Raw genomic sequence first — 20382 nt, 5'->3', positions numbered from 1 at the left:
AGCGTCGCCTTCGCTTATTTGGTCGGCATGATCCGTTGCATGAACCCGTCGAACAACGGCACGGTGAAGGCAGTGTCCCCGTGTGCGGGGCTGTAGAGCATACCCTTAGTGATCAAGGCGTTGCGAACGGGGGCGACCGTCGTCACTTTACGACCAAGGCGATCGGCGATATCTCCGGACCGATGCGGTCCGGGCCCAAGGTCGGCCATGGCGCGCATATAGGCCTTTTCCGCTGGCGTCAGGCGATCGAACCGGACCCGGAAGAAGCTGGCGTCCAGCTCAGCTAGGGCCTCGTCGGTCGCGCGCACCGCGTCATCTCGATCGATAGGCGTGTCGTCAGCCACGTTCCAGCTGTGCTTGCCCCACTCCTGCAGGAAATAGGGATAGCCACGCGTCTGGGCGAAAATCTCCTGAATGGCGTCTTCTGTGAATGTGACCGCTTCCTTCTGCGCGGGGACACAAAGGGCGTCCCTGGCGGCTGGGCCATCCAGGCGGTCGACCTCGACAAACTCAAACAGCCGCTCTGCGTAGGATTTGGCCCGCCCAGTCTGGGCGAGGAGTTGGGGAAGCCCTGCGGCGACCATGGTCACGGGCAACTGCGCCTGATTGGCGCTATGCAGCGCCATGATCAAGGCGGCCAGCTGCTCTTCGGGGACGTACTGAAGTTCGTCGATAAACAGGGCGACGGAGGTCTCGCGCTCGGCGGCGGCCTCCCCGACCGCGGCGATCAAATCGGCAAGGTCTGTGGCCAGGTCGCCGCTGTCGGCCAGCCCCTGCTCTGCGGGAAGATCGAGCCCGACCTCGATATCGTTATATTTGATCTTGAGCGCCCCAACGAAGCCGGCGAGCGCTTTCATGGCCTTACCTAGGCCGTTCTTGACCGCGTCTATCCGGCGAAGCCGAAAGAGCGCCGTGCGCAGGGCCGGCGCTAGCAATGCCGGCAACGACCGCTCCTCGGGCGCCTCGATACGCACTGTTGCGATGCCCCGCGCCTCCGCCTCCAGGCGAATTTTGTTGAGCAGGACGGTCTTTCCGACCCCGCGCAGTCCATAGAATATCAAGCTGCGCGCGGCGCGGCCGGCCCGGATGCGATCCAGAGCGATCGCCGCCCGTTCCACGACGTCATCACGACCCGCAAGCTCGGGGGGCGGCGTGCCGGCTCCTGGGGCGTATGGATTTTGGCGAGCGTCCATTTAGTGCAAGTTTATCTGAGTTTATGTTCCGTAGATAATATTAGGTAAGGTTGGCATAGATGCAAGGGAGCGTGTGCAGCCCCGTTCAACATCGCAAGCGCCCCTTGCCGCGAGGCCTTAGAACTTCGAGAACACCACGTCGTCAGGCGAGAGCTCTTGAGAGCCGCAGCCATAGCTGCTGATCGAAGTCCTTGTCCGCAGCCGCGGGGCCCGTGCGCACGACGACGAGCTTCAAGCTAGGCGCGATGTAGAGCTTGCGGTCGAGGAAGCCCAAGGCGGCGACCAGATCGGCGGGCGCGGCCGGCACCAGCGGTCCCTCGGTCCGTCTGGCGGGCGCGCGGACCGCATGGTCGCCGCCGTTCAGCCACCACAGACGGCCGTAGGATGGATTGGTCGCCGTGCGCGAGAACATCGCCTGCAGTCCGGCCTTGGAGACGATGCGCGCGCCGCTGGCGCCAAGCCCGCCGTCGAGAATGATCTGGCCCAACTTGGCGATATCGCGCGGGCAGGTGACCAGGCCGGTTGGATTGCCAACATCGCCAAAGCTCGCGGGGCGCGCCCGCCAGGCAGTGTCGACCATGCCGGCGGGCCCGGTCATCCATTCGGTGGTGATCGCCTCGAGCGGCTGGCGGGCGATGGCGGCCAGAACGCGCTTGGTCACTGCGTAGGCTGGCGTGTTGTAGAGAAAGGTCGAGCCGGGCGGCGCCTGGTAGTCGAGCGTCTCGCCAAGGCCCGAATTCATCGTCAAAAGATGGATGACCTGGATCGCTTTTTCCTGCTCGGGCGAGGCCCTGGACCAGCCGGCGCCGATCAGGTCCGAGACCGGCGCGTTCACGTCCAAAAGTCCGCGGTCGACGGCGATGGCCGCCAGCATGGCCACAAAGCTCTTTTGCTGCGAGGCGACATCCTCCAGCAGGGCGCCGCTCGCGGTCTTGCCATGCACATAGGCCTGGAAGGCGCTCGCGCCGCTGGCTGCCGGCCAGTTCCTTTCGATAAGCGCGCGGCCGTTCTGAACGATCAGAAAGCCGGTGGTGTTCTGGCTCGCGGCATAGTCGGCCACCGCCTGCATCGGCTCGGCGGCCAAGGCCGGCGCCGCGGCCGCGGCCATGGCGGTCGCCAGCATGTCACGGCGAGAAAGGGGACTGCCCATGGGTCGGCTCCAATCCGAGTTGGGGGCCTTCAAGCGGATTTTCGGCGCGCGCGCGGACGCACGTCGGGCGCGGGTTGAAGACCGTGCCCGCTGGCGATCATCAGGCGCATCGCCTCGTTTTGCATGAAGTAGAGGATGTTGCGCGCGCCCTCGGACGCCATGGCGCCATCGCGCGCGGCGAGCCCCGCGCGGACCACCAGCCAATGCTCGAAGGGCCCTGTGCTTTCGGCCAGGCCCACATACGAATAGTGCCAGCGCGTCTTGCGCCGTACCGAGTCGATCATGCGTTGGGCGTCGGGGCTGGATACGCTCGACAGGCGGCTGAAGATCGCCTCGCTTTGACGGATAAGCTCTTCGGGCGTTCCGCCGTTCTCAGAGGCGGCGAGCATGACATCGATCATCCGCAAGGTTTCGGCCATGAACCGGGCGTCGGCCCGGGCGCAGGCGAAACGCGCCGCGGCGCCATAAAGCGCGGCGCGCACCTCGTAGAGGTCGAACACCTCCTGGATCGTGGTGGCCGCGACATAGGCCCCGCGGTTCTCCTCGATATTGACCAGGCCGTCGTCGGCGAGGGAGCGCAGCGCCGTGCGTGCGAGGGAGCGGCCCACGGAGAATTCCGAGCAAATCCGCGCCTCGCGCAGCCATTCGCCCGGCGGCAGATAGCCATCCTGTATTTGGCGGCGCAGCGCGTCGGCCACGTCCGCGGCGCTGGTGGCGGCGGCTTGCTCCTGGCCTTGGCCGATCGCGTCGTTGTGCGGCGTCACTCGCGCTTGCCCCTTGGCGTCACTCAACTTCTCGCACCCGTGATCCGACGTTCCCGACCCTGTCGTCAATGCCTCAATGTCGCGACGGTCAGTATGATCGTAAACACGATTGTTGCTCCAGCAAATACAGATTGTCGTACAATCTGTTTGACATGATCGTGCAGGTGGGTGTGTCCTCTCGCTCAACAGCGTCGCCAAAAGACGCTGACGGGAGGAACACATGCGAAATCTGCTTTGCTCCGCTGCGGCGGTGTCGATGCTTGCTGGCGGTGTGGCCGCAGCCCAGCCGGCGACGACGGACAATGACAAGGTGACCGCCGTGGGCGAGGTGGTCGTCACCGCCACCCGACGCGAGGAAAGCCTTCGCGATATTCCCGCGACCATCGCCGCGGTGACCGCCGACCAATTGGCGGCCACGGGTCCCGTGTCGGGCACTGGCGACCTGCTGCGCACCGTGCCCGGCGTGCGGTTCAACGATCTGCAAAGCAACAATTTGAGCGAGGTGTCGATCCGCGGATCGGGCACCCAGCGGGCCACCGGCGCCGACTCGGGCGTGGGCCTCTTCGTCAACGGCGCCTATGTGGGATCAAGCACCCTTGGGGGGCGCAACTTCCGACACGTGGACCACTTCGACCTTGAGCGGGTCGAGGTGTTGCAGGGCCCGCAGGGCGGCCTTTATGGGCGCAACTCCGAGTTCGGCGTGGTCAATCTCGTCTCGGCCAAGCCCAGGTTCAACCGCTCGGGCTACGTGAACGCCACCTATATCGGCAAGCTGGACCAGACCAAGATCACCGGGGTGATCAACGAGCAGCTCAGCGACGAGGTGGCCATCCGCATCGGCGCCCAGGGGATCACCCAGGCCAAGGGCTTCCACTACAATCCCAACCAGGACAGCTACATCGACGATACCGATGGCTGGATCGGTCGCGCCCAGATTCGCTTCAACAAGGGGCCGCTCGACATCAACTTCCTGGTCGACGCCCAGGACCTGGACCTGCCCAGCTTCGTGGCCGTCTACGCCCTGGCCCCCGGCCGCAACGCCCAAATCCCTCAAGGCCTCTACCAGGACCGCTACATCGCGCGTCGCGACGGCGACGACTACGTCAAGCAGACCGCCCAGCGCGCCATGATCTTGGCCGACTACGATCTTGGCTGGGCGACCCTGACCTCGACCAGCATGGCCACGCACTGGATTTCACGTCAGGCCTATTCGCCGTCGATCGATCTGGCGCTGGAGCAGCAACTGCAGCAGTCGGGCCAGCTGGGCGCTTATCCGTTCGGACAGGTGCGCACCTTGGCCAAGGACAGGGGCTTTTATCAAGACCTCCACTTGGCCGGCAGCAGCTATGGCGACAAGCTCGAATGGCTGGTCGGCGCCGACTACCTGCTGCAGCACGACGTCAACGGCCTCGACATCGCCACGAGCCCCTGCGTTTTCCGGATCGGCGCCAGCATCTGCGCCGGCACGCCCGCCGCGCCAGTATGCTATCCCGGCGTCCCTGGCTCGGCGCCTTGCCCCACGCCTTTCCCCAATCCGTTCGGCACCTCCAGCCGCGCGCCGCTGCGCAACGAGTCCTACTCGGCCTATGGCACGCTGAAGTACAAGGTCGGCGACGTCACCTTGGCCGGCGAGCTGCGCTATTCGCACGACGACAAGATCGTCACCCAATCAGTCTATCGCCTCTACACGCTGGAGCTGGCCGTTCCAGTGGTGTCGTACGCCTTCGCCGCAGAGCGGGTGAACTACACGGTCACCCTCAGCTACGACCTGCCGACCAGCCTGCCGGGCCTTGTCTACGGCAAGGTGGGCACCGGTTATCGTGCGGGCGGGGTCAACGCCCGCATCTCACATCCGGCGGCGCCCAATCCGTTCCTGCCCACCTATGGCAACGAGGACACCACCAGCTACGAGGTCGGCTACAAGGGCAATTTGGCGCGCAACATCTTCCTGCGCTTTTCGGCCTACGCATCGCGCACCCAGGACGCGATCACCACCATCACCGACGGCTGCTCATTGGTGAACGCGTGCATGCAAGGCGCCACCCAGTTCAACATCAATGGCGGCACGGTCCATGCCCGGGGCGTCGAAGCCGCTCTGGACGGCCGATTCCAGGTCGGCGGCGGCACGCTCAACGTCAGCGCCAACGCCGCCCGGCAACGCGCGCGCTATGTGGACACCCCTGACAACTATTCGGGTCTGCCGATCATCGATTCTTCGGTGGCCCAGATTCCTAAATGGACCATGTCGGCGCAGCTCAACTACCGCCGCCCGATCAATACTCAGATGACCGGGTTCGTGAACCTCACCTACAACGGCCAGCGTGGTGGTGTTCAGGACACGATCACCCCCACCGCCCCGCGCGTGGATCTTAGCGACCTGGATGTGGTGAGCATGCGCACGGGCGTTGAGATCAAGAAGGTCGAGCTGGCCGTCTTCGCCCAGAACCTCACCAACCAGACCGAGGTGCTTTTGAACCTGCAGGCCAACGGGGTTCAGACCGCGCTTCGCTTCAACCAGCCGCGCACCTTCGGGGTGAATGCGATCTACCGTTGGTAGGAAACAAAAAATGGAGTTTGCCATGAAGGCGTCGCGTCGAGGCCTGCTCTTGGGGGCGGGAGCACTGACGGCGGCGGGGACGGCGGCGCGGTCCGCCTCCCCGGTCGCGGCACAAGATGTGGATTGGCTGCAGCAGACCCTTGAGCGCTTCGCCGCCTTCGGCGTCAAGGCCGCGGGCGGGTCGGGGGATAATCAAAGCGGCGTGTGGCTCGAGGGCGAGATGAGCGCCCTGGGTTTCCGGTGTGAACGCCAGATGTTCGACGTGCCCTATGCACAGGTGCGGACCGCCACCCTTCAGGTCGGCGATCAGCGCGCCGAGGTCTTCGCGCAGGCGATCGTCTCCACGACGGGCGCGGGCGGTCTGTCAGGCCCGCTCGTGCGGGCTGACGCGCCCGGCGGTCTTGCTGGGGCGATCGCCCTGGTGGTGCTGCCAGCCCGCCGCTGGGTCTCCACCGCCGAACCGTTGATCGCGCGTGCTCTAGCTGACGCCTTCGAGCGCGACGCAGCGGCGGTGGTTTTGGTCACATCGGGACCGACCGGCGAGGCGATCGGCCTCAATGTCAGCGTCGCCAAGCCGCCCTTTCCAAAGCCGGTGGCTATCCTGGCGCCCAAGGACGCCGACCCGTTCGTGGCGGCCGCCGCCAGGGGCGAGTCGGCGCGCCTCGTCATCGACGCTCAGGTGGGCGAGCGGCCCGCCTTCAACCTTATCGCACGGCTCGATCGCGGCGCGGCCAAGACCCTGATCGTGACCACTCCAAGGTCGGGCTGGTTCACCTGCGCGGCCGAGCGCGGCGCGGGCGTGGCGGTCTGGCTGTCGGCGGCGCGACAGCTGGCGGCCGCCAAACCTGGCGTGAACCTGGAGTTCGTGGCGACCAGCGGCCACGAGTACATCTATCTGGGCGGCGAGGAGTATCTGGCCCACCACGCGCCAAAGCCCGATCGCACACACATGTGGGTCCATATCGGCGCCAGCGCTGCGGCCCGCGATTGGCATGAGCTGGCCATCGGCCTGCGACCCCTGCCAAGCCCTGACGCCCAGCGTGTGCTGACCGCCACGCCTGAGGTGATCGAAAAGACCCGCGCCGCCTTTGCCGGGATCAGCGGCCTGGAGGCGGTCTATCCGGCCGACAAGGCCCATGCGGGCGGCGAGCTGGTCAATGTGATCCAAGCCGGTTACGCGCCGGCGATCGGCCTTTATGGCGGTCACCGCTATTTCCATACCCCCCGCGATGACATGCGCTGCGTGTCGGGCGAGCTGGTGGCGCCGGTGGCGGCGGCCTTCCAGGCGGTGATCGCCGCGACCTTGCCATGAGCGCCGCCCGTGCGTCCCATCAAGACGGCGGATCGCGCTCGCCATTGAAGGTGGCGCTGACCGCCGCGGCCAGCGCCACCATCGAGTGGTACGACTTCTTCATCTACGGGACCGCGGCGGCCCTGGTGTTCCCAAAGCTGTTCTTTCCCGCCGACCTGCCGCTGTTCGCCGCGCAGATCGCCGCCTTCGCCACCTTTGCGGTGGGCTTTCTGGCGCGTCCTCTGGGCGGAGCGGTCTTTGGCCATTTTGGCGATCTTGTCGGGCGCAAGCGCGCCCTTGTCATCGCCCTGGTCGTCATGGGGATCGCGACCGCCGGCATCGGTCTTTTGCCTTCCTATGCGACCGCCGGCGTGATCGCGCCGCTACTGCTGGTGGCCTTAAGATTCATCCAAGGCATCGCGGTCGGCGGACAGTGGGGCGGAGCGGCCTTGCTAGCCATCGAGAGCGCCCCGGCCCATCGGCGGGGCTATTTTGGAAGCTTCGTGCAGATCGGCGTGCCGCTAGGCGTGCTGGTGGCCAATGTGGTCTTTTTAGTGATGGGCGCGGCGGTAGCGCCGGACGCCTTTCTGCAGTGGGGATGGCGCATCCCCTTTTTGCTCAGCTTGCTGCTGGTAGGGATCGGTCTTTACGTCCAGCTGAACCTCGAGGAGTCGGCCGAGTTCGACCAGCGCGAGACCCGGTCGGTGAACAGCAGGCCGCCCCGCTCGCCGATCCTGTCTGTGCTCATCGATCATCGCACAGAGGTGCTGCTGGCCGGGGGCGCGTTCATCGCCAACAACACCTGCTTCTACATCGCCATCACCTATGTCGTATCCTACGGGACCTCGATCCTGCAGGCGCCCAAGACGGTGATGCTGGGCGCAGTGATGATCGGCAGTGTGGTGATGGCGCCGGCGCTGATCGCCTGCGGTTGGATTTCCGATCACTGGGGACGGCGTCCACCCTTCATGCTGGGCGCCGCGCTTTGCGGGCTTTGGGCCTTCGCCTTCTTTCCCATGGTCGAGACCGGCTCGCCCACGCTTATCGCTGCAGCCATCAGCGTGGCTCTTGTCCTGATCAGCCTGATGTACGGACCGCAGGCGGCTCTGTTCGCCGAGCTCTTCCCTGTGGAGCTGCGCTACTCGGGCGCCTCGCTGGGCTATCAGGTCGGCTCGGTCATCGGCGGCGGCCTTGCGCCCATCATCGCCACCGCGCTCTTTGAGCGCTTCCAGTCCAGTCTGCCTATATCGATCTATCTGGCCGCGACCTGCGCTGTGTCGCTTGTCTGCACGGCGGCCCTGAGCGTGCGCGCCCGCAGACCTGTCCAAACGGTGACCGCATGATCACCCGTTGGGGCTTGGGCCCATGTCCGACATTTCCGAAACTAGGCGCGCCATAAACGCCGCGCCGCGCTCCATCTGGCTGATCTCCACATATTCGTTCGGCTGGTGGGCCTGGTCGATGGAGCCTGGGCCGCAGATCACGGTGGAGAAGCCCGCGCCCTGGAACTGGCCAGCCTCGGCGGCGTAGGCGGCCACCCGGGGCGGGCCGTTGTCGCCAGCCAGGCGGCGGGCGAGACTCTCGGCGGCTCCATCAGCTTCGGGAGCGAAGGCGGGGGTGAGGGAGCGGACTTCGACCTGCACGCCGCCTTCGGGCGCCCGGGCCTTGATCTGCGCGTCCAGGCGCTCGGCCAGCTCGAAGAAGCTCGCCAATATCGCCTTGGGATCGCGACCGGGCGGGCAGCGCAGATCAAACAGGAAGACGCATTCACGGGCCAGGATGTTGACCGCCGTGCCGCCGCTCATCTGACCGATGGTCAGGGTCGGCCAGGGCGGAACGAACAGCGAGGTCGAGTCGACTTCCGTGGCCAGCCGGTCGGCCAGATCGGACAGATGACCCATCAGCTTGATGGCGATCATGTTCGCCGAAACCCCCAGGTGGGTCATGCTGGAGTGGGCCTCGCGGCCGGTGACCGTGACCCGGAAGGTGGAGATGCCCTTGTGGCCGCTAACCGCCTGCATAAGGGTCGGCTCGCCCACGATGACCGCGGCCGCGCGCGGAACCTGGCTGGCGAAGGCGGCGATCATGTCAGGAGCGCCCAGGCAGCCGACCTCCTCGTCATAGGAAAAGGCCAGATGCACGGGGCGCTTGAGCGGCCGCGCCGCCAGCTCGGGGGCGGCGGCCAGGGCCAGGGCCAAAAACCCCTTCATGTCGCAGGTCCCACGTCCATAGAGCCGCCCGTCCTTCTGGGTCAGGACGAAGGGATCGGTGGACCAGGGTTGTCCGTCCACGGGCACCACGTCGGTGTGGCCCGACAGGATGATCCCGCCCTCGATGTTCGGTCCGATGGTGGCCATCAGGTTGGTCTTGGTTGCGTCCGCGTTCGGCACGCGGCGCGAGGCGACCCCTAAGCCCGACAGATAGGCCTCTACCCATTCGATGAGGGCCAGGTTGGAGCGGCGCGAGGTGGTGTCGAAGGCGACCAGCTTGGCGAGCAGGTCGATGGCGCGGGGTGCGATGACTTCAGCCGTGGACATGACGCCAGCCTAACGGTCCGCGCCCGCCAAGCCCACAGCCGCTCGTGCGACACGCGAGATTCGCCAGATCGGCGCCTTGGCTGTAAACACCGCCAGCCATGATCTTGACCCTTTCCTGCCCCGACCAGCGCGGCATCGTCTCGCGCGTCTCGACCTTCCTGTTCGAACGCGGCTGCAACATCCTCGACGCCCAACAGTTCGACGACGAGGAGACCGGCGTCTTCTTCATGCGCGTGGTGTTCGACGCCGAGGGCGCGGACCCCAAAGCGCTGCGCGATGAGTTCGCCGTCCTGGCTGGTCACCTGTCCATGACCTGGACCCTGCGCGATCCGGCCGACAAGTACCGGGTGATGATCCTGGCCTCCAAGTCGGACCACTGTTTGGCTGACCTGCTCTATCGCTGGCGGATCGAGGAGCTGCCGATGGAGCTGTCGGCGGTGGTCTCAAACCACCCACGCGACATCTATCCGCACGTGGACCTGGACGGCTTGCCCTTCCATCACCTGCCGGTGACCAAGGCCACCAAGTTGGAGCAGGAGGCCGAGCTGTGGCGCCTGGTCCAGGAGACCAAGACTGACATCGTCGTGCTCGCCCGCTACATGCAGGTGCTGTCAGATGGCCTGGCCGCCAAGCTTGAGGGCCGTTGCATCAACATCCACCACTCGTTCCTGCCGGGGTTCAAGGGCGCCAAGCCCTATCATCAGGCCCATGAGCGGGGGGTGAAGGTGATCGGGGCCAGCGCCCACTATGTGACCGCCGACCTCGACGAGGGGCCTATCATCGAACAGGACGTCGAGCGCATCAGCCACCGCGACACGCCCGAAGATCTGGTCCGCAAGGGGCGCGACATCGAGCGCCGCGTCCTGGCCCGCGCCCTGCGCTGGCGGCTGGAGGACCGGGTCCTGCTCAACGGCAAGAAGACGGTCGTCTTCACCGACTAGCGGCTGGCGGTCTTGACCTTCTTGTAGGGCACGAACTCGCCCAGGCCGATAAAGCCGGTTTGCATGCGGCTGGTGGCGTCGAACAGGGTGACGATGTCGATGCTGCAAAGGTCGCCGGTGTGGGTCTTGGTGACCAGCACGTCGTTGCGATCCAGCGAGCGCGCTCCAGAACGCGGCCGGTTCACATAGAGCACCCCGCCGGCGCCCTCATAGACGATCGCCGTGCCGTCGATGATGCGGCTTGAGCGGATGGCGTGCAGGGGAATGCACCTGACCGGCGCGCCAGCGACGCGGTCGGCCAGTTGCTTGTTGAGGGCGGCTTCAGCCTTGATCTGACGCGGGCTTGGCTTGGTGTCGGCCAAGGCGGGTGCGGCCGAAGCCAAGGCCAGGCTGACGGCGGCGATCATGATCTTCATCTGGTTATCTCCAAAGCCCCGCAGGGCCATACTAGCACGTAATCTTGCTCTTGAGGCGTCCGCCATGGGGCAGCGCCATGAGCTTTCTGTGTAGCGGCGGCGCAAACCGACCAAATCCGACAGGAACCGCCGCGCCCGCCATTCCTTGATCGATGACAAAGGGGCGTCCGTCGCCTTTCCTCCAAGGCGCCGGGCGCCGGCCCCTTCCCCACAATCAGGGGCCGAGCCAGCCGGCCGTCGGCGGCGCTTTTGTTGAGCGGCGCCCGTCGATGGCCGGCCCCGTTTGGCGCCGACACGCTCGCAAATTGGGGGAATCCCCAGGTTAGGCGCGGGCGCCAAGTCCCCTCATCCTGCGCGCCGCCAGGCAGGCGACAACGACGCCTAAGGCCAGTCCGGCGGCGGCGTCGCTTGGCCAATGCCGTCCCAGCGCCACGCCGGCGAGCGCGCTCAGGACGGCGGCGGCGAGTGCTGCGGCCATGATCGCAACGCGCAGGCGCGTCGATCGAGCGCTCGCCGCCATTGCCAGGGTCAGCCAGACCGCCGCCGCCATGGCGCTGTGGGTTGAGGGAAAGCTCGCGCCGGCTTCGAAGGCGCCGGGCGGGCGCGGCCGGTCAATGAGCGCCTTGAGGATCAAGCTGGACGCCAGGCTGGCGGCCGCCGCGCCCCAAAGGATTGTGGCCTGACGCAGGCGTCGCGCTGGCATGGCGACGAGGGTGAAGGCCGCGCAGACCAGGGCAAGGAGGCGCACATCGCCCAACCCCGCCCACGCCGCGAGCAGCGGGGTCGCCCCGAGCAATGTGACGAGCGCCTCGCGTCCAGGTTCGTCCCAGTGCAGAGGTCCGCCGTGAGCGCGCCAGACAAGGACGCCAAGCACCGCCACCGATGCGGTCGCGCTTAAGGGCGCGCCGATCGCCGTCATACGGGCGGGGTGGGGTGTTCGGGCCTGAGGTGGGCTCATGGTCATTCCGCCAAAGCGTAGCTGCATGCGTAGACCTCGACCGTCGGCGGCGGATTGTCGGTTCCTGCCGCGTCTTGTCGGTGGCTGCGGCATGGATCGGGTCCGCCAAGCCTGCCGGCGATGTCACAGCGCAGTCCCGGACATGCGAGCGCAGGCCGTTACACGATCTGGGCCCTGCAAGGGGGCATTAGCGCGGCCTCTTCCAACCCCCAAGGAGCTTCCATGTCCAAGCAGCCCGCCACCCGCAGATCAACAGCCCTGCGGTCATCCACTCTCGCCGCCTGCGCCCTCGTCCTGCTCGGTTCTGGCACCGCCTTGGCCGCTGGCGACGCACGGGTGAGGATCGGCGATCTGGACCTGTCGCATTCCGGTGACCGCGACACTTTGCGCCAGCGCTCCGAGGCGGCGGCCGAGCAGTTTTGCGCCGGAGAGAGTCCGCGTAGCCCGTTGAACGTGCGTGAACGCTGCCGCCGCGCGGTCCTTGAGGAAGTGGCCCAGGCCGTGGCGGTCGCCAGGCAGGACCGCGCCCGGCGGATCGACCAGGCTCGGCCGGTCGCCATGCGCATAGGCCGGTGAGCCCTGGGCACGGTCGTGCGGCGACGGGCTTGGCGGCCGGCTTCGTCGCCTTGACCGTCGCGGCGTCGGCGGCCTTTGGCGTTGCTGCGGCCAGCCCGCCGCCGCCGGGCTCCGATCCGGCCGGTGAGGACATCCTGGCTCTTGAGCCAGGACTCTATGTGCAGCTGGGCCAGACCTGCTCAAGCCCGGTCACGCACGGCAAGACCTATGACGGAGCAACGCTCAAGGCGGTCCACGCGGGTCAGTGCCGCTCGGATTTACTGTGGAGCCTGCAAGGCGTCCAACGTCTGCGCCAGGCCTGCCGCCTCGAGGACGGTCGATGGCGCGAGACCGGCCGTCCTTATGTTCGCATCCTAGATTCTGCTCGCTTTGAAATCGTCGAAATGCCCGCGGGCGCTGACTTGCGATCGCCCGCCGGACGAAAGGCCGTGCGCTATCGCCATTGCCCCGCCGCGCCTCATTGAGCAGCGAGGCCGTCCGGCCTTGCCGTCGCACTACAACGGTAACGCGTAAGCGCTGCGGCGTAACCGTCCGGTGATCGGCGGGGGCGATGAGGGCGCTGGACGGGCTTTGGGCCCGTCGCATGGACGGTGAATGCGATGATTGTTTCCCAAGCGTTGGTCCCGGCGAGAGCCGGGCCCGATCTGCGCTGCTCGGACCTTCTAGCGGCTGGGTCACGTGCGCTTGACGTGGACACGCGCCGCTCAAAAATCGTGGTCAATCGGCTCGTCAGCGAGCGCAGGGACGTTCCGGTCAGGATCGTCGCGGCCGCGCGCCAAGCCCATTGCATCCTTGTGCCGTTGCGCACCTGCCCTTCGCACGATCGATGGACCGACGGCGACCGATGGCGCGCAGCCCAGGTGGGCCCGGGCGATTTTTGCGTGCTGGGTCCAGGCTTTGAGCATGCCGCCCTCTTGGACGGGCCGCTTGATCTTCTGTTGCTGACCATCGATCGCAAGGCCCTGGAGGATCTGGCGGCGGACGCTGGGGCGCCATTGAGCGACGGCCCGGCCGAAGCGACGACCTGGGGCGTTCGCGATCCGGCCGTGGCCAGACTCGCAGCCGTAATCGCCCACGGCCTTGATGCGGGTGAGGGCGAGCCGCTCTATCTTCGGCACCTGGTGACGGCTTGCTGCCTGCAGGCCATCGGCGCCTTTGGGGCGCTGGATGACGGGGCCGTGCGCCAAGGCGGGCTCGCCCCCTGGCAGGCGGCGCGAGCCAAGCGGCTGCTTGGCTCTGATCTTTCGCTCGATCGCGGCGTGCAGATGGTCGCCGACGAATGCGCCCTATCGGCCGCCTACTTCGCCAAGGCTTTCAAGGTGACGACAGGCTCGACACCGCACCGCTGGCGTCTTGCCGCCCGTATTGACGAGGCGCGCCGGCTCCTGGCCGAGGAGGGCGTCCCGCTCGCCCAGATCGCCGCCGCCGTAGGTTTTGCCGACCAGAGCCATCTGTCCAAGGCCTTCAAGCGCGAATGCGGGGTCAGCCCCGGCGTCTGGCGTCGCCTTCATGGACCGGGGCGCCGCCGCCGCGTCGTTGCAAACCTCGATGCCGAGAACGCCGCGGGCGGCTAGGCCCTGCGCCTATCAGGAGGCGGTGAAACGGGGGCGACGCGCGCGCAGCAGTCTGCTGATCGCAAGCGCCGCAAAGCCGGCGACCAGGCCCCAGAAGGCCGACCCAAGCCCTAGAACCGAAAGCCCGGACGCGGTGGCCAGGAAGGTGACCAGCGCCGCATCAAGATCCGAGGGCGCATCGAGCATGGATTTGAGCGAGCCGGCCAATGCGGGGATCAGCGCGATACCGGTCAGAGCCGCGACGGCGCCGGCCGGCAGCGCCAGGAAAAGCCTCACCAAGAACGGCGAGAAGATCGCCAGCACAAGATAAAAGCCGGCATAGACAACCCCGACCGTCCAGCGCCGATGGCGGTCGGGATGAGCGTCGTCGCTGGTGCAGATCGCCGCCGTGATCGCCGCCAGATTGACCGCGTGTCCGCCGAAGGGCGCGGCCGCCAAAGACACAAGGCCCGCGCCGGCGAGCAGTCGCCGCGCCGGCGGGCTGTAGCCGGCCGAGCGCAGCACGGCCAGGCCGGGCAGGTTTTGCGAGACGAGGGTCACCAGGAAGAGCGGAAGCGCAAGGCCGATCGCAGCGGCCGCTTGGAAGCTTGGGGCGACAGGGATGAGAGCGCCGATGACCCGCCCCGCCGGCAAGGGCTCGACATCGCCGCGGGCCAAGGTGAGCGCCAGTCCGGCCGCGAGCACAAGCAAGAGCGCATAGACCGCCATACGCTGACGCGCGGCGACATAGATGGCCACGAGGGCGGCCACAAGCAGCGGATCGACCGCGCCCAATCGAAAGAGATTCAGGCAAAAGGGCAAAAGGACGCCCGCCAACATGGCCGCGGCGATGGAGGCGGGTATCTTGCCGGCCCAACGTCCAAGCACGGGCACGGCGGCCAAGGCCAAGCCCATCGCCGCCGCGCAGATGAAGACGCCGATGGCGACGGGCCAAGAGGCGCCTGAGCTTGCGGCCAAAAGCGCCGCGCCCGGGGTGGACCATGCCAGCACCACGGGCATGCGGGTCTGTATCGACAGCACGGCTCCGCCCAGGGCTATGGCCAGGCACAGGGCCATCACAGCCGATCCGGTCTGTTCACTAGAGGCGCCCAGCGTGCGCGCCGCCTGCACGACCAGCGCGATCGTTCCGCCAAAGCCGACGACGGTGGCGATGAGGGCCGAAGACCAGGCGCCGGGCGGGGGACTATCGCGCATCGGGGAGGCCATGGAATCTTACAAACCCGCAGGGAATAAAGCTTTGCAATAGCGCGCGGCCGACCGCGGCGCGAGAGCGCCGGGGACGCGCCATGCGTCCCCGGCGGAGTCGTCGAACTTTTTGTCTTAGCGCGCCGCGGCGTGCGTGGCGTGGCGGGCCGCCTCGTCGATGACGTCGGCCACAGCCTTGGGCTTGCTGATGAAGACCACGTGGCTGCCCTCGACCTCTCGCGTCGTCGCGCCGATGCGCTTGGCCGTCTTGCGCAGCAGCGCCGGATCGATGGCGCCGTCCTCGGTCGCCACGACGAACCAGCTGGGCTTGGCGCGCCAGGCGGCCTTGGTGACCTTGTCGCCGAAGGCCGACATGGCGATCGGCACCTGGCTGTCGCGCATGAAAGCGGCGTCGGCGTCGCTCACATCAGCGGCGAAGCCGCTCTTGAACTTGGGGCCGTTGACGAAGCCAAAGCCGTCGGCCTGCGGTTCGATGACGAAGCCGGGAGGGGCCGGAATTTGGGCGAACTGGTCGCCGGTGGATTCTCCGGTGTCGGGGGCCAGGGCCGCCACATAGACCAGACCGGCCACGTCGGCGCCCGAGCCGGCTTGGGTGATCACCGTGCCGCCGTAGGAGTGGCCGACCAGGATGGCGGGGCCGTCCTGACGGGCCAGTACGCGGCGAGTCGCGGCCACGTCGTCGGCCAAGGAGGTCAGGGGGTTTTGGACGATGCTGACCTTGTAGCCTCGGCTGGTCAGTTCGTCATAGACGCCGCGCCAGCCCGAGCCGTCGGCGAAGGCCCCATGGACCAGGACGACATTCTTGACCGCTGGGGCGGCTGAAGGGGTCTTAGGCTGTTGGGCCTGCGCGGCGCCGAAGACGGCGGTGGCGGCGGCGGCGGCGATGATGGCGGATTTGATCGTCATGGCGTTGCTCCTTGAAATCTGTCGCGGTCGAGATCGACGGCCGGCGGCCCGCTCCCGTTCGCGACAACAATTATCGCGATAAATGTTAGTTAGCCTGGCGTTTCGCGGGGCGCAAGCTATAATTATCGCGATAACTGATTTTTCTGCGTGAGCCGTTTCATGACCCCCAGCCCAACCGCCCCACCGCCTCTCGAAGATCAGCTTTGCTACGCTATCTATTCGGCGGGCATCGCCATTCAGCGGGCCTATAAGCCGCTCCTGGACGAGCTGGGCCTGACCTATCCGCAGTACTTGGTGCTCAATGTCCTTTGGCTTCAGGAAGGCCGGACCGTGGGCGAGATCGCCGAACATCTGGCGCTTGAGCCCAGCACCTTGACGCCGCTCCTTCAAAGGCTTGAGACGGCCCAACTGGTGCGTCGCACGCGCAACCCCGCCAACGCGCGTCAGGTGATCGTCGAACTGACCGATGCGGGTCGGGCGATGCGAGATCGATCAGGCTGTCTGGGCCAAGCGCTTCTGGCCGCCTCCGGTCAAACTCCCGCCGACCTGGGGGCGCTCAACCACAAGATCCGCGACCTTCGCGACACCCTCTACGGCAAGATCGGCCGCTGGGCGCCGGACGGCCCCCAGGCCGAGTGAGCGGGGCTCGCGGCTGTTTCATCCGAAACCTGGCGGGCCGTTCGCGTAGCCGTCCCGTAACAGCAGCGGGTCACTCCCTTGGCGCAAAGCCAAAGGAGAACGCGCTATGGACGACGTCATCCGCCATGACCTGAAGGTCGCCGTCGGCGGCCAGCACCTGTCGCTGATCGAGAGGGGGGAAGGCCCCGCCGTTCTGCTTGGTCATGGCTTTTTGTGGGACCAGACCATGTGGGCGCCGCAGATACCCGCCCTCGCACGCGGGCGCCGCGTGCTCGCCCCCGACATGTGGGGGCACGGCGGCTCTGGGCCCCTGCCGTCCGGGACGGCGTCCCTGGCTGACATCGCCGGCCATATGCTAGCGCTCCTCGACGCGCGGGGCGTCGAGCGCTGCGTGGTCGTCGGTCTGTCCCTGGGTGGAATGTGGGCCGCCCATCTGGCCGCCATGGCGCCCGAGCGCGTGGCGGGGCTTGTCATGCTCAACACCTATCTGGGCCAAGAGCCGGCGCCAAAGCGCGCCGCCTATGGGGCCATGTTGGACCGCGTCGAGGCCACCGGCCGGATCGATGAGGAGACCGCCCGCGTGGTCACCCCGCTCTTCTTTGGCCCCAACGTTCCGAGCGCTCAGCCCGATCTGGTGCGTCAGCTGCGCCAGACCATGGATAGCTTCACGCAAGAAACCCTCAAGGGATCGATCGCGCCGCTGGGGCGGCTGATCTTCGACCGACCCGACGATCTGCCGATGCTGAGGCGCATTTCGGCGCCCACCCTGGTGATCGCCGGCGCCGCCGACCTTGCCCGACCGGCTGAGGAGAGCAGGATCATGGCCGAGCTGATGAACGCCCAGTTGGCCGTCATCGGCGACTGCGGCCACACCTCCACTCTGGAGCGTCCCGCCGCCGTCACCGCCTTGCTCGAAGGCTTCCTCGAACGGATCGGTTGGGATGGGCGGGCCAATAAACACGCTGGGCTGCGCGATGGCGACGGCCGGTGATCGACGAGGCGTCAAACCGCTAAGAGCTTGGGCTCGCCCTGCAACCACCCGGCCACCAGCCGCGCCGGCCCTGCCTGCCTAGAACAGGCGCTCCACCGCAGCGTCCAGAACATAGCCGACGCCGCGCTCGGTGCGGATCAAGCTGGGCCTGCGGGGGTCATCCTCTAGCTTGCGCCGCAGGCGCAGCACCTGGACGTCGATGCTGCGGTCGAAGGCGTCGTCATGGGCGCGTGTCGCCGAGATCAACTGCGCGCGTGTCAGCACCCGCCGCGGCGCCTCCAAGAGCGCCACCAAGAGCGTGTGATCGGCTCGGCTCAGAGGCACGACGCGGCCGGCCGGATCGGTCAGCACGCGCATTGCGCGCCGAAGCTCCCAGCCGGCAAAACGGTATCCGCCTGTCGGCGCGCCGTCGCCGCCGCGGCGCGCCAGGTCTTGGCGCCGGAGGATGGCCCTGGCGCGGGCGAGCAATTCGCGAAGATCGAGCGGCTCGCCCATGACGTCGTCGGCCCCCAGCTCCAGGGCAAGAGCGCGATCGAAGGCGTCCTTGCCTCGACCGCCGACCATGATCAACGGCGCGCGCGACTGGCGGCGTACCGACAAGAGAGACTCAAGGTCGTCATAGGGCCGGCCGCGCAGGTCGAGGATGACCAGGCTGGCGGAGATGCGCGACACCTGTTCGGCCGCTTGGTCGGGCGTGCAGCAAAAGGCCGCGCAGCGCCGCTCGGTCAGATAGTCGGCTATGGCGGCGCGGGCTTGGCCGGGAACGCCCGCGACGAGCACGCGGGATGGATGGGCGCAGGGCCCGCCCTGCGCTTCAGGGCCCGCTTCATTGAAGCTGTGTTTAAGGAACATGATCACTAAAGGAGGCTGGCCGGCGAGCGGCGGGAAAACGGTATGGGGCGACCGTCCGGCCGCCCCCCGGCGCCGGACGATCGCCTTGGCGGGCGGGCCCTAGAGACCGTGATCCTCGCGGATCATGCGCGCGGCCTGTTCGCCGACGACGGCGCAGGGCGCTTGGGTGTTGCCCGTCGGCACCCGTGGGAAGACCGAAGCATCAGCCACGCGCAGGCCCTCGATCCCATGCACCCGCAAGCGCGCGTCGACGACCGAAAGATCATCGGTTCCCATCCTGGCGGTGCAGCTTTGGTGCCAGTAGGTCACGGCCGCGTCGCGCACGAACTCCTCCAGGGCCGCGCCGGTCAGGTCGCCAGGGAGCGCCTCGCCGCGCACGAAGGGGCCAAATGCACGGGCTGCGCCCAACTCGCGGCAAAGCTTCACGCAGGCCAGGGCCGAGCGCAGGTCTTCCGGGTCCGACAGCATGCCCGCATCGATGCGCACCGGAGCGGTTGGATCGGCGCCGCCCAGGCGCACACGACCCCGGCTCTTGGGGTGAGCCAGGCCGGCGAACATCGTCCAGCCGTTCAAGGGCGCGCCCCGCGCCGCCGTCCGGTCGCTGGGGACGGGAAACTCAACCTGGCAAAACAGCAGATCGGGCGCCTCAAGCTCGGGCCGGCTCTTCCAGTAGAGGGTCGCCTCGCTGCCGCTGTTTCGGGGCGCTAGGGGCTCGTTGTATTCCCATATGCAACCAAACGAGACATGGTCTTGCAGGTTGGCGCCGACCCCAGGCAGGTGACGGGCCACCGCGATGCCAACGCGCCCCAACTCCTGGCGCTCGCCGACGCCAGATTGCATGAGGACCTTGGGCGTGTGCATGGCGCCAAGGCTAAGGACGACCTCGTGCCGAGCGCCGATCTTGAGCGTCTGGCCCTGGTGCAGGACTTCCACGCCGACCGCGCGACCTTGCTCGAGGATGACGCGCAGGACCTGAGCCCCGGTGATCACCGTCAGGTTGGGGCGATCACGGTTGGGGCGCACATAGGCCCGATAGAGGGAGTTTCGCCGACCGTCGCGCACAAGCATCTCGGTGATGGCCGCCCCGCCGGGCCCCTCCATCATCTCGCCGTTGGGGCTGTCGAAGGTCGGCACCCCCACCTCCTTGGCGGCCTCGAGCATGGCCAGAGCCACGGGACTAGGATCGGCGGGCTGCTCGACCCAGACCGGCCCGGACGAGCCCCGTCGCGCGGCGTCGGGGGCTCCGCGCCAGTTCTCGATCCGCCGATAGACGCCAAGGACGTTCTCATAGTTCCAAGCCTCGTCGCCGACCTCGGCGGCGTAGCCGTCCCAGTCGGTTTTGTGGCCGCGCGCCCAGACCATGACGTTGACGCTAGATCCGCCGCTCAGGCCCTTGCCCATGGACATCGACAAGGACCGGCCGTTGACGTGCGCGCTGGGCTCGGCCTGAAAGCCCCAATCGCGTTCAGAGCCCAAATTTAACGGCCACTGGGCCGGGTCGAGCACGGTTTGGGCCTCGTCGTCCGGACCCGCCTCCAAAAGCAAGACCTTCACGTCCGGGTTCTCCGACAGGCGCGAGGCGACGACCGAGCCTGACGACCCCGCGCCGCAGACGATCACGTCATATTGCTGTGCTGGTGCGGTGGCGGCCGATCCGGCCTTGGAAGGTGCGGCGTCATTCATCAGTGCTCATCCATTCTCATCGCAGGCGATCGCATCGCCCCGAAGGCGCGCGCCCACGAGCGGGCGTTCGCGGCCCCGTCGGTGGACGAAGCCGGCGATCGCGCCCGGCAAGACCAGGTACACGCCAGTGAAAGCCGGGCCCGCGTCA

General features: G+C 67.2%; 20 protein-coding genes. 9 read left to right on the top strand and 11 right to left on the bottom strand.

All coding sequences use genetic code 11. The features are described 5' to 3' along the window. Positions 1 to 14: 14 nt before the first annotated feature. The 3 genes from O5K31_RS16805 to O5K31_RS16795 form a co-directional block, all read right to left on the bottom strand. Positions 15 to 1193, bottom strand: coding sequence for an ATP-binding protein (locus O5K31_RS16805; protein ID WP_269714902.1), 1179 nt, complete (start codon positions 1191 to 1193; stop codon positions 15 to 17). A 142-nt stretch (positions 1194 to 1335) separates the two neighbouring features. Further along, positions 1336 to 2343, bottom strand: a complete 1008-nt coding sequence (locus tag O5K31_RS16800; protein WP_269714901.1) for a serine hydrolase domain-containing protein — start codon at positions 2341 to 2343, stop codon at positions 1336 to 1338. 29 nt (positions 2344 to 2372) lie between these two features. Beyond that, positions 2373 to 3107 (bottom strand): GntR family transcriptional regulator, encoded by a 735-nt coding sequence (locus O5K31_RS16795; RefSeq protein WP_269714900.1) that lies wholly within the window; start codon positions 3105 to 3107, stop codon positions 2373 to 2375. Positions 3108 to 3327: 220 nt separating this feature from the next. On the opposite strand from O5K31_RS16795, the gene O5K31_RS16790 reads away from it, so the two are divergent. From O5K31_RS16790 to O5K31_RS16780, 3 genes are read left to right on the top strand one after another with little or no spacing between them, the layout of a single operon-like run. Beyond that, a complete protein-coding gene (locus O5K31_RS16790) occupies positions 3328 to 5664 on the top strand; it encodes a TonB-dependent receptor (RefSeq protein ID WP_269714899.1) in 2337 nt (778 codons plus the stop codon). 22 nt (positions 5665 to 5686) lie between these two features. After that, complete coding sequence (locus tag O5K31_RS16785) at positions 5687 to 6976, top strand: M28 family peptidase (protein WP_269714898.1); 1290 nt, start codon at positions 5687 to 5689, stop codon at positions 6974 to 6976. Then, positions 6973 to 8298, top strand: a complete 1326-nt coding sequence (locus O5K31_RS16780) for an MFS transporter (protein WP_269714897.1) — start codon at positions 6973 to 6975, stop codon at positions 8296 to 8298. Before O5K31_RS16785 ends, O5K31_RS16780 begins: the two co-directional genes overlap by 4 nt. On the opposite strand, the gene argE is transcribed toward O5K31_RS16780, so the two are convergent. Next, positions 8299 to 9492 (bottom strand): acetylornithine deacetylase, encoded by a 1194-nt coding sequence (gene argE, locus O5K31_RS16775; RefSeq protein WP_269714896.1) that lies wholly within the window; start codon positions 9490 to 9492, stop codon positions 8299 to 8301. Between the two features lie 98 nt (positions 9493 to 9590). On the opposite strand from argE, the gene purU reads away from it, so the two are divergent. Next, positions 9591 to 10433 (top strand): formyltetrahydrofolate deformylase, encoded by an 843-nt coding sequence (gene purU / locus O5K31_RS16770; RefSeq protein WP_269714895.1) that lies wholly within the window; start codon positions 9591 to 9593, stop codon positions 10431 to 10433. Here purU and O5K31_RS16765 read toward each other — a convergent pair. Both O5K31_RS16765 and O5K31_RS16760 read right to left on the bottom strand, forming a co-directional pair. Next, positions 10430 to 10849: a hypothetical protein gene (locus O5K31_RS16765; RefSeq protein WP_269714894.1), complete on the bottom strand. Its 420-nt coding sequence runs from the start codon at positions 10847 to 10849 to the stop codon at positions 10430 to 10432. The genes purU and O5K31_RS16765 overlap by 4 nt on opposite strands. 322 nt (positions 10850 to 11171) lie before the next feature. Beyond that, positions 11172 to 11807, bottom strand: a complete 636-nt coding sequence (locus O5K31_RS16760) for a phosphatase PAP2 family protein (RefSeq protein WP_269714893.1) — start codon at positions 11805 to 11807, stop codon at positions 11172 to 11174. A gap of 222 nt (positions 11808 to 12029) precedes the next feature. Between O5K31_RS16760 and O5K31_RS16755 the strand changes: the two genes are divergently transcribed. Both O5K31_RS16755 and O5K31_RS16750 read left to right on the top strand, forming a co-directional pair. Beyond that, positions 12030 to 12383 carry a UrcA family protein gene (locus tag O5K31_RS16755; protein WP_269714892.1) on the top strand — a complete coding sequence of 118 codons (354 nt, stop codon included), beginning with the start codon at positions 12030 to 12032 and terminating at the stop codon, positions 12381 to 12383. Continuing rightward, positions 12380 to 12847, top strand: a complete 468-nt coding sequence (locus O5K31_RS16750) for a hypothetical protein (protein WP_269714891.1) — start codon at positions 12380 to 12382, stop codon at positions 12845 to 12847. The genes O5K31_RS16755 and O5K31_RS16750 overlap by 4 nt, the downstream gene beginning before the upstream one ends. A 240-nt stretch (positions 12848 to 13087) precedes the next feature. Here the strand turns inward: O5K31_RS16750 and O5K31_RS16745 are convergent, their stop codons facing one another. Further along, complete coding sequence (locus O5K31_RS16745; RefSeq protein ID WP_269714890.1) at positions 13088 to 13288, bottom strand: hypothetical protein; 201 nt, start codon at positions 13286 to 13288, stop codon at positions 13088 to 13090. Between the two features lie 33 nt (positions 13289 to 13321). On the opposite strand from O5K31_RS16745, the gene O5K31_RS16740 reads away from it, so the two are divergent. After that, positions 13322 to 13957 (top strand): helix-turn-helix domain-containing protein, encoded by a 636-nt coding sequence (locus O5K31_RS16740; protein ID WP_269714889.1) that lies wholly within the window; start codon positions 13322 to 13324, stop codon positions 13955 to 13957. 12 nt (positions 13958 to 13969) lie between these two features. Here O5K31_RS16740 and O5K31_RS16735 read toward each other — a convergent pair whose 3' ends face one another. Both O5K31_RS16735 and O5K31_RS16730 read right to left on the bottom strand, forming a co-directional pair. After that, complete coding sequence (locus O5K31_RS16735; protein WP_269714888.1) at positions 13970 to 15151, bottom strand: benzoate/H(+) symporter BenE family transporter; 1182 nt, start codon at positions 15149 to 15151, stop codon at positions 13970 to 13972. 126 nt (positions 15152 to 15277) lie between these two features. After that, positions 15278 to 16069, bottom strand: coding sequence for an alpha/beta fold hydrolase (locus O5K31_RS16730; protein ID WP_269714887.1), 792 nt, complete (start codon positions 16067 to 16069; stop codon positions 15278 to 15280). A 159-nt stretch (positions 16070 to 16228) separates the two neighbouring features. On the opposite strand from O5K31_RS16730, the gene O5K31_RS16725 reads away from it, so the two are divergent. Continuing rightward, a complete protein-coding gene (locus O5K31_RS16725; protein ID WP_269714886.1) occupies positions 16229 to 16708 on the top strand; it encodes a MarR family winged helix-turn-helix transcriptional regulator in 480 nt (159 codons plus the stop codon). A 106-nt stretch (positions 16709 to 16814) separates the two neighbouring features. Beyond that, positions 16815 to 17699, top strand: a complete 885-nt coding sequence (locus O5K31_RS16720) for an alpha/beta fold hydrolase (protein ID WP_269714885.1) — start codon at positions 16815 to 16817, stop codon at positions 17697 to 17699. A gap of 78 nt (positions 17700 to 17777) precedes the next feature. Here the strand turns inward: O5K31_RS16720 and O5K31_RS16715 are convergent, their stop codons facing one another. Together O5K31_RS16715 and O5K31_RS16710 are read right to left on the bottom strand one after the other, a co-directional pair. Beyond that, complete coding sequence (locus O5K31_RS16715; RefSeq protein WP_269714884.1) at positions 17778 to 18551, bottom strand: winged helix-turn-helix domain-containing protein; 774 nt, start codon at positions 18549 to 18551, stop codon at positions 17778 to 17780. 99 nt (positions 18552 to 18650) lie between these two features. After that, entirely contained in the window at positions 18651 to 20234 is a 1584-nt protein-coding gene (locus O5K31_RS16710; RefSeq protein ID WP_269714883.1) for a GMC family oxidoreductase, read from the bottom strand. Positions 20235 to 20382 lie beyond the last annotated feature (148 nt).

Source organism: Caulobacter sp. NIBR2454 (assembly GCF_027474405.1).
Lineage (GTDB): Bacteria > Pseudomonadota > Alphaproteobacteria > Caulobacterales > Caulobacteraceae > Caulobacter.
This window is presented reverse-complemented; position numbering and strand designations above follow the sequence as displayed.

Excerpts from the sequence above, each read along its gene's own strand:
- O5K31_RS16805 (WP_269714902.1), bottom strand. The coding sequence starts at position 1,193 with ATGGACGCTCGCCAAAATCCATACGCCCCAGGAGCCGGCACGCCGCCC.
- O5K31_RS16800 (WP_269714901.1), bottom strand. The coding sequence starts at position 2,343 with ATGGGCAGTCCCCTTTCTCGCCGTGACATGCTGGCGACCGCCATGGCC.
- O5K31_RS16790 (WP_269714899.1), top strand. The coding sequence starts at position 3,328 with ATGCGAAATCTGCTTTGCTCCGCTGCGGCGGTGTCGATGCTTGCTGGC.
- O5K31_RS16785 (WP_269714898.1), top strand. The coding sequence starts at position 5,687 with ATGAAGGCGTCGCGTCGAGGCCTGCTCTTGGGGGCGGGAGCACTGACG.
- O5K31_RS16780 (WP_269714897.1), top strand. The coding sequence starts at position 6,973 with ATGAGCGCCGCCCGTGCGTCCCATCAAGACGGCGGATCGCGCTCGCCA.
- argE (WP_269714896.1), bottom strand. The coding sequence starts at position 9,492 with ATGTCCACGGCTGAAGTCATCGCACCCCGCGCCATCGACCTGCTCGCC.
- purU (WP_269714895.1), top strand. The coding sequence starts at position 9,591 with ATGATCTTGACCCTTTCCTGCCCCGACCAGCGCGGCATCGTCTCGCGC.
- O5K31_RS16765 (WP_269714894.1), bottom strand. The coding sequence starts at position 10,849 with ATGAAGATCATGATCGCCGCCGTCAGCCTGGCCTTGGCTTCGGCCGCA.
- O5K31_RS16760 (WP_269714893.1), bottom strand. The coding sequence starts at position 11,807 with ATGAGCCCACCTCAGGCCCGAACACCCCACCCCGCCCGTATGACGGCG.
- O5K31_RS16755 (WP_269714892.1), top strand. The coding sequence starts at position 12,030 with ATGTCCAAGCAGCCCGCCACCCGCAGATCAACAGCCCTGCGGTCATCC.
- O5K31_RS16745 (WP_269714890.1), bottom strand. The coding sequence starts at position 13,288 with ATGCTCAAAGCCTGGACCCAGCACGCAAAAATCGCCCGGGCCCACCTG.
- O5K31_RS16735 (WP_269714888.1), bottom strand. The coding sequence starts at position 15,151 with ATGCGCGATAGTCCCCCGCCCGGCGCCTGGTCTTCGGCCCTCATCGCC.
- O5K31_RS16730 (WP_269714887.1), bottom strand. The coding sequence starts at position 16,069 with ATGACGATCAAATCCGCCATCATCGCCGCCGCCGCCGCCACCGCCGTC.
- O5K31_RS16725 (WP_269714886.1), top strand. The coding sequence starts at position 16,229 with ATGACCCCCAGCCCAACCGCCCCACCGCCTCTCGAAGATCAGCTTTGC.
- O5K31_RS16720 (WP_269714885.1), top strand. The coding sequence starts at position 16,815 with ATGGACGACGTCATCCGCCATGACCTGAAGGTCGCCGTCGGCGGCCAG.
- O5K31_RS16715 (WP_269714884.1), bottom strand. The coding sequence starts at position 18,551 with ATGTTCCTTAAACACAGCTTCAATGAAGCGGGCCCTGAAGCGCAGGGC.
- O5K31_RS16710 (WP_269714883.1), bottom strand. The coding sequence starts at position 20,234 with ATGAATGACGCCGCACCTTCCAAGGCCGGATCGGCCGCCACCGCACCA.